This is a genomic window from Undibacterium sp. GW821-FHT07F11 (genome assembly GCF_059418665.1).
In genome coordinates, this window is sequence record NZ_JBWKQH010000013.1 from 98,709 (window position 1) to 111,783 (window position 13,075).

17 protein-coding genes are annotated in these 13,075 nt (G+C 52.8%); 6 read left to right on the top strand and 11 right to left on the bottom strand.

The genetic code is table 11. The features are described from left to right. Positions 1-11 precede the first annotated feature (11 nt). From AC07OI_RS27475 to AC07OI_RS27515, 9 genes are all read right to left on the bottom strand, one after another. On the bottom strand, positions 12-539 hold the full coding sequence (locus AC07OI_RS27475) for a GNAT family N-acetyltransferase (RefSeq protein ID WP_495259368.1): 528 nt from the start codon (positions 537-539) through the stop codon (positions 12-14). Between the two features lie 34 nt (positions 540-573). Next, positions 574-1,131, bottom strand: a complete 558-nt coding sequence (locus tag AC07OI_RS27480) for a helix-turn-helix domain-containing protein (RefSeq protein WP_495259369.1) — start codon at positions 1,129-1,131, stop codon at positions 574-576. A gap of 76 nt (positions 1,132-1,207) precedes the next feature. Next, a complete protein-coding gene (locus AC07OI_RS27485; RefSeq protein ID WP_495259370.1) occupies positions 1,208-2,383 on the bottom strand; it encodes an aminotransferase class V-fold PLP-dependent enzyme in 1,176 nt (391 codons plus the stop codon). A gap of 114 nt (positions 2,384-2,497) precedes the next feature. After that, positions 2,498-3,058 carry a hypothetical protein gene (locus tag AC07OI_RS27490; RefSeq protein WP_495259371.1) on the bottom strand — a complete coding sequence of 187 codons (561 nt, stop codon included), beginning with the start codon at positions 3,056-3,058 and terminating at the stop codon, positions 2,498-2,500. After that, on the bottom strand, positions 3,055-3,642 hold the full coding sequence (locus AC07OI_RS27495; protein ID WP_495259372.1) for a hypothetical protein: 588 nt from the start codon (positions 3,640-3,642) through the stop codon (positions 3,055-3,057). The genes AC07OI_RS27490 and AC07OI_RS27495 overlap by 4 nt, the downstream gene beginning before the upstream one ends. Next, a complete protein-coding gene (locus AC07OI_RS27500; protein ID WP_495259373.1) occupies positions 3,639-4,238 on the bottom strand; it encodes a DUF6151 family protein in 600 nt (199 codons plus the stop codon). The genes AC07OI_RS27495 and AC07OI_RS27500 overlap by 4 nt, the downstream gene beginning before the upstream one ends. 3 nt (positions 4,239-4,241) lie before the next feature. Further along, on the bottom strand, positions 4,242-4,721 hold the full coding sequence (locus AC07OI_RS27505; protein WP_492708539.1) for a group II truncated hemoglobin: 480 nt from the start codon (positions 4,719-4,721) through the stop codon (positions 4,242-4,244). Then, a complete protein-coding gene (locus AC07OI_RS27510; protein WP_492708537.1) occupies positions 4,718-5,062 on the bottom strand; it encodes an antibiotic biosynthesis monooxygenase family protein in 345 nt (114 codons plus the stop codon). The genes AC07OI_RS27505 and AC07OI_RS27510 overlap by 4 nt, the downstream gene beginning before the upstream one ends. Positions 5,063-5,346: 284 nt before the next feature. Then, complete coding sequence (locus AC07OI_RS27515; RefSeq protein ID WP_492708535.1) at positions 5,347-6,183, bottom strand: NAD(P)H-binding protein; 837 nt, start codon at positions 6,181-6,183, stop codon at positions 5,347-5,349. 154 nt (positions 6,184-6,337) lie between these two features. On the opposite strand from AC07OI_RS27515, the gene AC07OI_RS27520 reads away from it, so the two are divergent. The 3 genes from AC07OI_RS27520 (at position 6,338) to AC07OI_RS27530 (ending at position 9,235) form a co-directional block, all read left to right on the top strand. Continuing rightward, on the top strand, positions 6,338-7,306 hold the full coding sequence (locus AC07OI_RS27520) for an AraC family transcriptional regulator (protein WP_492708533.1): 969 nt from the start codon (positions 6,338-6,340) through the stop codon (positions 7,304-7,306). Between the two features lie 124 nt (positions 7,307-7,430). After that, the gene (locus AC07OI_RS27525; protein WP_495259374.1) at positions 7,431-8,441 is read left to right on the top strand and encodes a M14 family zinc carboxypeptidase; all 1,011 of its coding nucleotides are present in this window, start codon (positions 7,431-7,433) and stop codon (positions 8,439-8,441) included. After that, positions 8,438-9,235 (top strand): alpha/beta fold hydrolase, encoded by a 798-nt coding sequence (locus AC07OI_RS27530; RefSeq protein WP_492708529.1) that lies wholly within the window; start codon positions 8,438-8,440, stop codon positions 9,233-9,235. The genes AC07OI_RS27525 and AC07OI_RS27530 overlap by 4 nt, the downstream gene beginning before the upstream one ends. Here the strand turns inward: AC07OI_RS27530 and AC07OI_RS27535 are convergent. Beyond that, positions 9,189-10,103 (bottom strand): LysR family transcriptional regulator, encoded by a 915-nt coding sequence (locus AC07OI_RS27535; protein WP_495259375.1) that lies wholly within the window; start codon positions 10,101-10,103, stop codon positions 9,189-9,191. The two genes, AC07OI_RS27530 and AC07OI_RS27535, sit on opposite strands and share 47 nt — an antisense overlap. A 128-nt stretch (positions 10,104-10,231) precedes the next feature. Here AC07OI_RS27535 and gstA point away from each other — a divergent pair, with 128 nt between their 5' ends. From gstA to AC07OI_RS27550, 3 genes are read left to right on the top strand one after another with little or no spacing between them, the layout of a single operon-like run. Beyond that, complete coding sequence (gstA, locus tag AC07OI_RS27540; RefSeq protein ID WP_492708525.1) at positions 10,232-10,837, top strand: glutathione transferase GstA; 606 nt, start codon at positions 10,232-10,234, stop codon at positions 10,835-10,837. A gap of 24 nt (positions 10,838-10,861) precedes the next feature. Beyond that, positions 10,862-11,068 carry a tautomerase family protein gene (locus tag AC07OI_RS27545; RefSeq protein WP_495259376.1) on the top strand — a complete coding sequence of 69 codons (207 nt, stop codon included), beginning with the start codon at positions 10,862-10,864 and terminating at the stop codon, positions 11,066-11,068. 57 nt (positions 11,069-11,125) lie between these two features. Beyond that, the gene (locus AC07OI_RS27550; protein ID WP_492708521.1) at positions 11,126-11,503 is read left to right on the top strand and encodes a nuclear transport factor 2 family protein; all 378 of its coding nucleotides are present in this window, start codon (positions 11,126-11,128) and stop codon (positions 11,501-11,503) included. Positions 11,504-11,748: 245 nt separating this feature from the next. On the opposite strand, the gene AC07OI_RS27555 is transcribed toward AC07OI_RS27550, so the two are convergent. Then, positions 11,749-12,911 (bottom strand): IS3 family transposase gene (locus tag AC07OI_RS27555; RefSeq protein WP_495259377.1). Its coding sequence is split into 2 segments (ribosomal slippage): positions 11,749-12,671 and positions 12,671-12,911, totalling 1,164 coding nucleotides; the frame shifts between segments, so codons are not numbered across the junction. Between the last annotated feature and the right edge of the window lie 164 nt (positions 12,912-13,075).

Genomic DNA, 13,075 nt, shown 5'->3' on the forward strand with positions numbered 1-13,075 from the left:
TGCTTACTCCGCTATATCTGCTTGTGAAAGAAAGTAGTCCCACAAAATTCACCATCAGGCATCAGGGCGTAGTTGGGTACAACACCTACCTTCTGCCAGCCAGCTCGTTCGTACAGGCGTTCGGCATCGCCACCAGTGACGGTATCCAATACCAACACAGTCTTGCCCGCAGCCACGGCAGCTTTTTCAACTGCCGCCATCAAGGCTTGTGCGATGCCACGGCGGCGACCCTTCCTGTGCACCAACATCTTGGCCACATCGGCGCGGTGCGGCTGATTGTCTGGCATGGCAGTAATCAATTGTACCGTGCCTATGATTTCGCCGTTGTCATCCCTGGCGACCAGCAAAATGCGCTCCTTGCGCGCGACGCTGTCAGCGACACCCTGCCAGAATTGCAGCGCACGCTCACGTGGCAAAGGCCACATGAAACTGACGGATGCACCGCCAGCGACGCAGTCTGTCAATACATCGGCCAATGCGGCTACACTGGCCTGCGCTTCTGCTGTATCGAGAATCTGGATTTGCACTTGCCCGGACATGATTTACTCCCTGCGTAAAATTAGACTGAGAATGTTATTTGCAAAGCGCAACAAGGTAGCGCGCCGTGACTTTTCCAGGATTATGGAAAGTAATCGGCTTATCCAGTGCCATCGCAAGACAATCACCAGTGTGCAAATCCCAGGCTTGCTCACCCACATGCAGGCGCATCTCGCCCGCCAGTATCCAGACTTGCTGCTGTATATCAACATCACGATGGAAACTGTCATAGCGCACGGTTTGCCCCGCCGGGAATTCAACTTCCACCAGTTGCAAGGGAGAGGGCAGGCCAGGGGATAGATTGCGGCGCATATAGCCAGAGGCAGGATCAGTCCAGCATACCTGCCCGGCCAGACGCGAGACTGGTGAAGCCACCACAGCAGGCGTACTGTCTTCAAACAGTGAAGCCAGCGTCACCCCCAAGCCCACGGCCAGCTTGTCGAGCGCAGCAGCAGTGGGGCTGCTCTCACCTCTCTCTATGAGGGAAATGTTCGAACGACTGACGCCACTGCGCTTGGCCAGTGCATCCAGCGACAGCTTTTGTTGATCGCGCAGCTCGCGCACCCGGCGGGCAATAATCGAATTGATATCCATAATTTCCATTATATAGGATATTTAAATCCTGTAAACTGGAATTATTTCTATTGTCTCGTCTACACCTGGTAAAACCTCAGGCTCGCGTCAGTTGCCTGATAGCCGCCACCAGCTTGTCCAGGTCATCCAGACTGGTATACAAATGCGGTGTCACCCTGACGATGTCCTGCCCATCCAGGTCGCGCGTCACAGTGAATATCTTGTGCTCGCGCATGAGGTAGTCGACAATCGCATGACCTGAGTTGCCAGCAATGCCAAAGCCGGCGATCGCGCAGGAGCGTTGCGGATCAGTCGGGGTCATGATGCGTACATCGGGCAAGTCGCGCACCTGATTGACCCAGTATTGCGTCAGGTAACGCAAGCGCGCTTCCTTGTTGGCTGAACCTATGGATTCATGAAACTTTAGTGCATCCAATACGGTCAGGATATTCGCTGGTGGTACCGTGCCGACTTGCGTGAATTTGAAAATCTCATTGTCGGCAAACTTGGCATTGCCAAACAGTGGTGCAATATCAGCCACCCGGTTCTTGCGTATATACAGCATGCCCACACCCAGTGGCACACCCAGCCATTTGTGCAAGTTCACCGCGACAAAGTCTGCCCCCAGCTCAGTCATGCGGTAGTTCAGATGAGCAAAGGAATGCGCAGCGTCAACCATGACATCCACACCATGACGCCTGGCCATGGCAGTAATCTTGGCGACCGGCATGATCTGCCCCGTCCTGTGTACGATGTGAGTGACCAGTATCAATTTGGTTTTAGGTGTAATCACCTGCTCATACCGGGCCACAATGTCTTCATCACTGACAGGGTCAAGTGGCAATTGCAAATGTCGCAGTTGTATCTGCTTGCGTTGTTCCAGCATCAGCAGGGTATCGATGACGAGATCGTAATCATGGGTAGCAAGGATGACTTCATCACCTGCTTGCAGAGGATAACCTTGCAGCAGGATATTCATGCCCTCGATGAGATTGCGGGTCAGTACCAATTCACCCTCATCGACTCCACAAAAATCCTTCAGTGCCTGCATGACTTGTACAAACAGAGGCGCGTAACGTACCCGCAGGAAATACGAAGTCTCGGCATTCACCTGCGCCTGATAGCGCTGGAAAGCCTCAAACACAGGCCGCGCCTGCACCCCGAAATAGCCGTTTTCCAGATTGATGAAATCTGATGAGACGCTGTATTGATCACGAATTTCTGACCAGTAGACTTCGTCATCTGCTGCAATGTGATGCAAATTATTAGACAAAACAAAACTCCTTTTGATCAGTGCACAGTAAGCATATTAATGAATGATATACCTTCATTGACATACGGGCTTTATGTAGGGATATGTGTAGAGATCAAAAGTTCCTGGAACAGCTCAGCACCCCCCATTGAATTTGTCGGCAACACTGGTGCTGTTATCCGGCAGCAGGAACTTGTTGGCGTATTCGCCATCGCTCCAGCGATTATCCGACCAGCAGTTGCCGTTCTTGCGGTAATTCGCAAATTTGGGGCCGCGATAAATGGCCGGAGAATAATCGGGATCGGATCCATCTACCCATGACCAGCGGTTGCCAGTGACCTTCATGTTTGTGGTGGGTACATTCATGGGCGCATGCAGGCCTATGCCACCACCCTTACCTATAACGATATAGTTGTTCTCGATCAAAACCTTGTTGTAGCCAGTGGAGCCATTCTGTGCACCATCGGAATACATGGCGATCAGGCCAGACTGGGTGTCGTTATGCTCACCATTCCATTGCAGGTGATTGCGGGCGATGGTGAGCCCGGATTGCCCGCCCCAGGTCTGGATGCCATCCACATGATCACCCGTATTGCCTGGGTCAACCGCGATCCAGGACTCGGTGATGATGACATTGTTGCTGTAGACATTCTCCAGCCCGCTATGCGGAAAATAGCAACGGTGGCAGATGCTCAATGCAGGCTGCCGGCATCCTTGGCGCCGACGGTGTTGAAGGCGCTGAGCTCGCTGTACAAGGCGGCACCGCCTCCAGTGCTGCCTTTAGGATGGTTCAGCAACAGGCTGCCCTTGCTGCCGCGCAGTACCAGCCAGCCGGAATTCACTACCACTTCACCAAGCAGATTCACACCCTGTAGCACCACCGTACCGGCCGGGAAACTATAACCATCAATCACCTCGGCACCAGGGCCGACGATGCGGGCATGATCACCCCAGCCATTGAGCGGTGTGCCGGAGAAAGTGCCGCCGGGTACCTCTGCAAAACTGCTGATGGCAATCCCGGCTGGCCCGACCATATCGGTGGTCAATTGCATGCCGTGAGTGATCGTGCCACTGGCAGGCAAGACCGCCAAGCCGTGGGGCGCCGGGGGTACGGTCATAGTGGCTGGTGCCGCTGCTGGCGCTCTGCTTTCTTCTCCCCCACCACAGCCCAACAAAGCAAGCGTAAAAGCCATAGCCAAGGCAATATTGCGTGACGTACCTGAGTGCGTAGACGAAGTCTTGAGATAGGTATTCATCATATCGGGATTTTGCTTATTCATAGTAAATCGGCGTTGCTGCGCATATCAATGCATTTTTTGCTGCCATCAAGGATCAATGGAACTACCCGTGGCTCACCCGTCGCATTGAATAGCTGAGAATTTTTGTAGCGACCACTGATGCGTGTAGTGACAAGAATCCAGATAAAGCGGGCAATCACACCTATGAGGCCACGCTGCGCTGGCTTTGGATCACTCAACGCTGAGTCCGTGCTCAAAAGCGCGATCTTTGTTCCAAAATCTTGAGCAATCCTGGCTTGATCAAGAGCTACATGAATCAGGCCTATGAATGACACCTTGTGATCAGCCATGGTGTTACCTATTGGACTGTTGCAGCATGAGGCATACCAGCGGATCATGCCTGTTTCGCTAAGACGCATAGCAGCAAGCTTGTCTACGCCTTGCGAAAAGCGCAGGCGTGGCTGCGCCACTTGCACAATCTCAGTCCCGCCTTGCTCATCGAGCACTTCATCAGCTTTGCCAAGAAAATGCGCAAAAGCACGACAGTCCTTGCAATAGCAGATGAGTCGATTGTGAACTCCTGTCCCTTCAAGCTGGCCGCGCAGCGTGCCGCACTTGCATTGAATTGCATGCATCATGCATTACTCCTTGGGTAATATGTAGGGGCCTTTAACTTCACCCCAGCCCCACTTTGGCATGGCCGCGTTTTCATCCACCGTGGCACCCGCTTGAGAATTGATGACTGCCAGCCGCGAACCCCACTCCAGATAAGCAACCAGAGCGGAGCGGAATTCTGGATCATCAGGCATGCCCAGTTCATCAGCCGTCTCCAGCAACAAGCCTACCCAGCGTCGCCGCTGTTCTTGTGTCAGATGACGATTGAGATGTTGCTTGACCATATGCGGATGGCCGCCGTACCGCTCTGAGTAAGCCGCTGGACCACCGAGCACTTCGCCAAGGAATACGGCAACGTGCGCTGGATGATCTGCTCCCATATGCGCGAAGACCGGGCCAAGCAATTCATCGGCCTTGACGTGCAAATAGAAACGAGTGGTCAGCCGGTTCAACGCCTCAATGCCACCGAGCCAGTCGTATAAGCTGGGAGTATTTTGAGTTGTCATGCAATGCCTCGCTTGTCCTTTGATAAGACGACTGAGGTCAGCGCATAGTGCTGCATTTCCTCAATTTGATTGATGTATGGTTTGATAGCAGCAAGAAAACTGGCGAACTCAGGCCCGCGCCGGAAACCCGTCAAATGACCATCAATCGAATCCCACTCTATGCGCAGGATGTAGCGGTCTTGCTCTTCAGCGCAGCGCGAGAGTTCATAGCCCAGACAGTTTGGTGAAGCGTTGAGCGATGAGGCGGCGGTTTGATAGGCAGCCTCGAAATCAGCCGCAATATTTTCCCCTGATTGTGCCGGGCTTTCGGTGAGTTTGTAGCGTATGTATTCAACGATCATGTTTTCTCCAAGTGTGTGTTCTGGATCTTGCATAATTCAAATATCATCATCTCTTCAGCAAAGCTGTCGTCAAGATGACGGGCTGGCCAGCGCTGCGCCGAAAGATTACCATGGTGATCAAAACCCCGCTTAACAGTGCCATATCGAGAAACAGTGTCATGAACCAGGGGTTGATAACTAGAACTCATTTCATCACCAGGATGGAAAAGGCAAAGAAGAAGCCTCTCATAAGCCCGCAACCAAGGGCTAGGATGAACGCCAGGGAATTACACATGCTGTTCATTTCATGCTTGCGAGTTTTCGTTCCAGACACCACTCAGCGCGGTGGTGCGCACATACTCGCCAAAGTCACGCGGTGACCGCCCCAGTGCGCGGCTCACGCCATCTGTCACTGACTCATTACGGCCATCAAGCACCTCGGAGAAAAGATAGTTGATGAGCTTGATCGTATCGCCATCAAGCTGTGCCTGTTCGAGCGCACTGGTGTAGTCGGTGCTGGAAACCGGCATGAAATCTATCGTCCGCCCGGTAGAACGTGCGATCTCGGCGATTGCCTCCTTGAATGTCCATAAACGTGGCCCGGTCAATTCGTAGAGTTGCCCGATGTGACTGTCTTCGGTCAGCGCGGCGACGGCAATATCGGCAATGTCATCAACATCAATGAATGGCTCACCAATATCAGCAACAGGTAAAGCCACTTCGCCTGCAAGTATCGGCTCCAGAAAGTGTCCTTCGCTAAAATTCTGCGCGAACCAGCTGGCGCGCAGCACTGTCCATTCAAGACCCGAATTGCGCACTATGTCTTCGCACTGTTTTGCCTCTGGTTCACCGCGACCCGACAGCAAGACCAGACGACGCACGCCCAGGCTGGCTGCCAGATCAGTAAATGCCTGTATCGCTTCTGGCGCCCCCGGAACGGCCAGATCAGGATAGAAGCTGACATATGCTGCCCCGACACCCTGAAGTGCTGTTGTCCATGTGCGGCGGTCAGTCCAGTCAAATGGCGTTGCACCGGACCGCGAACCCAGACGCAGCGGCAGATTGCGTTCAGCCAGACGTGCGGCTACCCGCTGTCCTGTTTTGCCGGTGCTGCCGATGACGAGTATGGTTTGAGTGGACATCTGTCGCTCCTTTAAGTTGGTGTCACACTGGCTGGTGACGATGGTGCTATTATCCGGCGGGTATGCAATACAGACTATGTCTGAACGTCTCGCTTTCATGCTCATTTGTCCAGATGAATAAACAAAGTGCTTTTGCTTGCCTTACATGAAAACCATGATCAGTCTCCTGCCCAGGGATGACCCTGTCGGCGAAGCGCTGCATTTCTTGCGCATGAGTGGAACCTTTTATTGCCGTTCTGAATTCACTGCGCCCTGGGCGATGGAACTGCCTGCCTTCAAGGATAGTCTGATGTTTCATGTCGTCACGGCAGGTCAGTGTTTTCTGGAAGTAGACGGCAGTGATGCTTGTCTGCTCAAACCTGGTGACCTTGCCCTGGTGCCACATGGTGCCGGGCACATACTCACCAGTGAACCAGGTGTGCCTGCCACCAAGCTGTTCGATATGCCGCGCCGGGCTATCAGTAATTCCTACGAAACGATCAGTCATGGTGAAGGTGGAGCGACCACCAGTATGATTTGCGCACTGGTGCATTTCGATCATCCGGCAGCGCAGCAACTCATACGGCTATTACCAAAACTTATTCACATCGACACCTGGAAATCATCCGAGATGGAGTGGATACAAAGCACGCTACGCTTCATTGCTGCCGAAGCGCAGCAATTGAACCCGGGCGGCGAAACAGTGATCACGCGGCTGGCCGATATCCTCGTCATTCAAACCATACGAGCCTGGATTGCACGCGATCCGGCAGCACAAACCGGGTGGCTGGGTGCACTGCGCGACAAACAGATTGGCCAGGCAATAGTCATGATACATCGCGAACCGGGACGTAGCTGGACAGTGGCCGACCTGGCCAGCGCCGTGGCCATGTCACGCTCGGCTTTTTCTGCGCGCTTCACGCAACTGGTCGGTGAACCAGTCATGCAATACGCCATGCGCTGGAAAATGCAGACAGCCTTGACGCAGCTGCGTGAATCCAGAGTCCCGGTCGCCGTGCTGGCAAGCCAGCTAGGCTATGATTCCGAGGCAGCATTCAGCCGGGCGTTCAAGCGTGTGCTTGGTATCTCTCCGGGGGCGGCAAGGAAAAATACGGTGGACAATGATCTGATGCTGGAAGCTTGAGCATTGCCAGGAAAATCTGTCATCTGTTGGTCATAAATGAGCAATTCGCGCCAGAAGCTGCGTGCTTCTTGCATTCTGCGTATAGCTCCTCTAGCATGGCATGGTTAACTTTTAAGCACGCGCCATGTCTGCACTGCCTGAACTGAATGAACTGGAACGCATCATCGCCCTTGGCCGCGGACAGCTGGAGGTGGAGGTGCTGTGTCAAGTCGCCGTCAAGCACAAGCAATTTCCGGTGTATAAACTGGCACTCGGCAATCCCGATACCAGCCTGCCGGCCATAGGTTTTTTTGGTGGCATACATGGGCTGGAACGCATAGGCACGCAAGTCTTGCTGACTTTCATGCGCGGCCTGCTGACACGACTGTCATGGGACAAGAGCCTGCAGCATATGCTGCAGGATGTGCGTCTGGTGTTCATGCCACTCATTAATCCCGGTGGCATGTGGCAGGCGACACGCTGTAATCCCAGTGGCGTCGATCTGATGCGCAATGCACCAATAGAAGCGAATGACAAAGTCCCCTTCCTGCTTGGCGGCCACCGCTATAGCCCACGTCTGCCCTGGTACCGCGGTGTGGCCGGTGCCGAAATGGAAGCGGAGAATCAGGCGCTGTGCCGTACCGTGCAGCAAGAGTTATTGTCACGCCCATTCAGCATGGCGATAGATTGCCATTCCGGTTTTGGCTTGCGTGACCGCGTCTGGTTCCCGCATGCGCACAGCGTGCATCCTATCGATCATCTGGCCGACATACTGGCGCTGGAAGAATTGTTCCAGCAAACCCATCCCAATCATTCTTATCTGTTTGAGCCACAAAGCCTGCAATACCGTACCCATGGTGATATCTGGGATTATCTTTACCTGCAGGCTGAGCAAGATCGTAGCAAAACCTTTCTGCCGTTGACGCTGGAAATGGGTTCCTGGTTATGGGTCAAGAAAAATCCGCGCCAGCTATTCTCACGGCATGGCATGTTCAACCCGGTGGCAGAACACCGCTTGCACCGCGTCTTGCGCAGACATAACTCCTGGCTGGATTTCCTGATGCGGGCAACATGTGGTCATGCACAATGGCTGGCGCAAGGCCCTACCCGCCTGCGTCTGCAAGAACGCGCCGTGGCACGCTGGTACAGGCCATGACAACCTGGGTATTATTGCGTGGCCTCATGCGTGAGAGCAGACACTGGGGAGATTTTCCCGCACGCTTCCAGCAAGCAACGGGGGCTGAGCGCGTGCTGTGCCTGGACTTTCCTGGCAATGGGCAATTGCATGCTGAGCATAGCCTGACTACGGTAGCAGCAATGGCAGAGCATTGTCATCAACAATTGCAGGTACATGGCGTAGCAGAACCTGTGCATGTGCTGGCGGTTTCACTGGGGGCGATGGTGGCACTGGCCTGGGCTGATAAATACCCTGGTGATATGCAGCGCATGGTGCTGATTAACACCAGCGTGGCGCCGCATAATCCTTTTTATCACAGGCTGAGACCGGTAAATTATCCTGCCCTGGTTACCACCATGTTATTTGGCTCAAGTACGCAGCGTGAACAATTGATTTTGCGTATCACCAGCAATTTGCAAATGGCGGAGCAAGCGAAAGAAATCATCACGCGCTGGACTGCGTATGCGCAGGAATACCCTATCAGTGCTGACAATATCCTGCGGCAATTGCTGGCCGCCATGCGCTTTCGTGCGCCGTCTTATACGGGCAAAGTCCCGTTACTCTTGCTGGCGGGTGAACATGACAAACTGGTCAATGCAGACTGTTCACGCAAACTGGCAGGGCTGTGGGATTGCCGGCTACACCTGCATCCAGCGGCAGGCCATGATCTGCCGCTGGATGATGCGGGCTGGGTGATAGAGCAAGTATTGAACTGGCAGGTGGACACTAATTCTGCGCCAGTTCTGCAATCAGAAAATCGATCAAGACCCTGACGCGCAACGGCAGGTGACGGTCACGCGGGTAGAGTAATGAGAATGGCCGCGTACGCCCTTTGAATTCCTGCAGCACCTCGACCATGCGGCCCGAACGCAAGTCCTCTTCGACCATGAAGCGCGAAGATTGCATCAATCCTGCGCCATTTTTTGCGAGGGTGATGATGCCCAGCAAATCTTCTGAGCAGGTGAGCCCACCTCTGGTAGGCCAGTCTATGTCCTCACCATCGCGTCTGAATATCCAGACTATATTTTGTCCGGCACTGGGCAAGACAAATTGCAGGCACTCATGCCTGTCCAGGTCTTCCAGCGTGGTTGGCACGCCAAAACGCTGCAGATATTCTGGTGTGGCACAGACTACAATCTCGGTATCTTCGAGTCGGCGCGCAATCATGCCTGAATCCGGTGGGTTACGGCCACGTATCACCAGGTCAAAGCCATCGGCAGTCAGATCAACATTGCGGTTACTGAGTTGTAAATCCAGCCTGACCAGCGGATACATCTGGCGGAATTTTGCCAGCAAGGGCAACACCCGGTAATGCCCATAAGGTGTAGGCATGCTGATGCGTACCAGACCCGCTGGTTGCATCTGCTGGCCAGATACCTCACGCTCAGCTTCCACCAACTGGTTCAGCGCCTGACGGCATTGTACGAAATAGGCGCGTCCTGCTTCGGTCAGGCGTAACTGCCGCGTGGTGCGTACAAACAGGCGCACGCCTATGCGCTCCTCCAGCCGGGCTATCGAACGGCTGACCGCTGCTGGCGTCAGTCCTGCTGCATTGGCTGCATCCTTGAAACTTTCCAGCTCGGCTGCCATACAAAACAATTCTATGCTGCCCAGTAATACATCCGCAAATTGTCGATTCACATTACACCATGTAATTTATAAAGTAACTTTTATCTAGTTTATCAACTATTTCGTTTGGCATAGTATGCCGTCACGCCCTGCTCATCATGGCAGTTCAGCCAGTCAACCTTTATCGAAAGCCCAAAACCATGAAACTTTATTTCTCCCCTGGTGCCTGCTCCTTATCCCCGCACATCATCCTGCGTGAAGCCGGTCTCGATTTCACCCTGCAAAAAGTCGATACCACTATTCACAAAACTGCAGATGGCCTGGACTTTTACAGCATCAACCCAAAAGGCCAGGTGCCTACTGTAGAACTAGATAATGGTGAGATACTGACCGAGGGCTCCATCATTGCCCAGTACATCGTCGAGCGTGCAGAAAACCGAACGCTGTTGCCCGCATCTGGCATGGCACGCTACCGCGTACTCGAATGGCAAAACTACATCACCTCGGAATTGCACAAATCCTTCGCCCCACTTTTTGATGCGGACATGCCTGTCGAGGGCAAAGCGCGCACAGCAGAGCTCTTGCGCAAGAAATTTGGCTGGGTTAATAGTCGACTGGAAGGCAAAACCTTCCTCACTGGTGATACCTTCACCGTGGCTGATGCTTATTTGTTCACCGTCAGCAACTGGAGCAAATATGTGAACCTGGACATCAGTGATTTTGCCCACCTGCAAAACTTCCTCGCCAGCGTCAAGGCCAGGCCACATGTGCAAGCCGCACTGAAAGCAGAAGGCCTGCCCTCCTGATATTATCAACAAAAAGAGCAAGCCATGCCCTATGTACACATACAGGTCACCCGCGAAAATGTCAGCGCTAAACAAAAAGCTGAACTGATCACCGGTGCCACTGATTTGCTGGTGCGCGTACTCAATAAAGACCCTGCCACGACTTTTGTCGTCATAGAAGAAGTGGATACAGATAATTGGGGAGTTGGCGGTATACCAGTCACGCAATTGCGTCAAAAGCAGCAAGCTTAGCAACACTAAATAATGCAGCAGTTCATCGCTGCTGCATACATCTCAAGAAAGGCAACAATGGAAACCGAATACCCCGACGTCATCGCCACGCTGAACCGGTATTTCGACGGTCTGTATCACAGTAACACCAGCATACTCGCCCAGGTATTTCACCCCGAAGCCCATTACTACTGCGCGACCGAAGGTCATTTACTGCACCTGGACATGCAGCAATATTTCCCGGTGGTTGACAAACGCCCTTCCCCCGCCAGCAAAAATGAAACACGCCGCGACCGCATTGTCTCCCTGGAAATGGCCGGCCCGGTAACCGCTTTCGCCCGCGTGGAATGCGCGATTGCCAACAAATTTTTCACTGATTTTTTAACGTTGGTGAAACTGGATGGCAGGTGGCAGATTGTGAGTAAGGTGTTTCATTTTGAATTGATGGATGTTTGAAAGATTTATTAAAAAATTACCTCTCGATGAGTCGTATTCGAGCAATATGAACCTGTGTCGTGTTGACGTTGCTTTTGATCTTGGTGTTGCTGTTGTTTTTGACCTTCGCAGTTCCCATGTGTCGACGCCGTTTGTGCGGTACATAAAATGGAAAAAGAAGGGCCGCTGTTTGAGCCGCAGGCGAGTTTCGGACCTTCCCATTTTTTGTACTGCACAAACGGGAACCCCTGTAGTGGTCAAGTAAATCAGGACAAAGAAATAGGAGTTTTTACGGCGTAATGACGTTCGAAGACAGAGGGAGATAAATATCCCAATGTAGAATGCAAACGTGTGGTGTTGTAGAAATTCGTTATATAAGCAACGATGTCTTGCCTTGCTTCCATTTTATTGGCGTAGCTGCCTTGCCAAACGCGTTCCATCTTCAAATTGAGGAAGAAGCGCTCTGCAACAGCATTGTCCCAACAATTTCCTTTGCGGCTCATGCTGCAAATAAAACCGTACTCTTGCAGCAATGCCTGATACTGACGGCTGGCATACTGAGAACCCCGGTCAGAATGAACAATTAAGCCAGAAACAGGTTTGCGTTGCCCAATTGCCATGCGTAAAGCATCACAAACCAGTTCTGCTGGCATATTGGGTGCCATCGCCCATCCCACCACTTTACGTGAGAATAAGTCCAGCACGACTGCCAGATAAAGCCAGCCTGTTTCAGTACGGATATAGGTGATATCTGATACGTAAGCCAGGTTGGGGGCTACAGGATTGAACTGCCTGGCCAGAATGTTTTCTGCTACAGGCAAGTTATGCCTGCTATTGGTGGTGTGCACGAATTTACGTCGCCAGACTGGCTGCAGTCTGGCCTGCCGCATCAGACTGCGAACCTGATAACGACCAATACGGATGCCTTGCGCCTGCATTGCCATCACCAGGCGACGGCTGCCATAGGACTTGTGACTGGCACTAAAAGCCGCTTTCAAATGAACTTCCTTGCTACAAATCCGGGGCATCGCATGGCGTTGTACCGAGGCGTAATACGCTGATCTGCTGACTTCCAGTACCCGACAACTATGCGTGACCGGAATGGCCTTCTTTTGCAAGTGGGTAATGAGCCTGTAGCTCATTTCATTTCCCTGGCGAAGAAGGCCGACGCATTTTTTAAGATGGTCACATCCATACGCAGTTGCCGGTTCTCTTGCTCCAGTTCACGGATGCGCTGTTGTTCTGCTGTCAGTGGCTTACTTGCTAACGGCTCTCCATCAAGTTCCGTTTCGTATTGTTTCATCCACCGGCGTATCGCCGTTTCTCCTATGTGCATACTTTGACTGACTCTCGATATACTCAGTCCTTGCTCTTTCACCATCTTCACTACTTCCAGTTTGAGCGGTGTGTCGAAGTGTTTCTTCATCATGTTGAGGCCTCTTTGTGATTGAGTTTCCTCTTATTTCACTGTCCTGGCAAATTAGACCACTACACCCCCTTCAGGGGGCGACGACGCCTGGGTCGCCTTCTTTGGCATACCTTTCTTGGCGACGCAAGAAAGGTATGTAGCTGTCGGGCTACCCCCGACCGGCA

Bases quoted from the DNA above. Each gene is read 5' to 3' on its own strand.
- AC07OI_RS27475 (WP_495259368.1), bottom strand. From the start codon at position 539: ATGTCCGGGCAAGTGCAAATCCAGATTCTCGATACAGCAGAAGCGCAG.
- AC07OI_RS27480 (WP_495259369.1), bottom strand. From the start codon at position 1,131: ATGGATATCAATTCGATTATTGCCCGCCGGGTGCGCGAGCTGCGCGAT.
- AC07OI_RS27495 (WP_495259372.1), bottom strand. From the start codon at position 3,642: ATGAATAAGCAAAATCCCGATATGATGAATACCTATCTCAAGACTTCG.
- AC07OI_RS27500 (WP_495259373.1), bottom strand. From the start codon at position 4,238: ATGATGCATGCAATTCAATGCAAGTGCGGCACGCTGCGCGGCCAGCTT.
- AC07OI_RS27505 (WP_492708539.1), bottom strand. From the start codon at position 4,721: ATGACAACTCAAAATACTCCCAGCTTATACGACTGGCTCGGTGGCATT.
- AC07OI_RS27510 (WP_492708537.1), bottom strand. From the start codon at position 5,062: ATGATCGTTGAATACATACGCTACAAACTCACCGAAAGCCCGGCACAA.
- AC07OI_RS27515 (WP_492708535.1), bottom strand. From the start codon at position 6,183: ATGTCCACTCAAACCATACTCGTCATCGGCAGCACCGGCAAAACAGGA.
- AC07OI_RS27520 (WP_492708533.1), top strand. From the start codon at position 6,338: ATGATCAGTCTCCTGCCCAGGGATGACCCTGTCGGCGAAGCGCTGCAT.
- AC07OI_RS27525 (WP_495259374.1), top strand. From the start codon at position 7,431: ATGTCTGCACTGCCTGAACTGAATGAACTGGAACGCATCATCGCCCTT.
- AC07OI_RS27530 (WP_492708529.1), top strand. From the start codon at position 8,438: ATGACAACCTGGGTATTATTGCGTGGCCTCATGCGTGAGAGCAGACAC.
- gstA (WP_492708525.1), top strand. From the start codon at position 10,232: ATGAAACTTTATTTCTCCCCTGGTGCCTGCTCCTTATCCCCGCACATC.
- AC07OI_RS27545 (WP_495259376.1), top strand. From the start codon at position 10,862: ATGCCCTATGTACACATACAGGTCACCCGCGAAAATGTCAGCGCTAAA.
- AC07OI_RS27550 (WP_492708521.1), top strand. From the start codon at position 11,126: ATGGAAACCGAATACCCCGACGTCATCGCCACGCTGAACCGGTATTTC.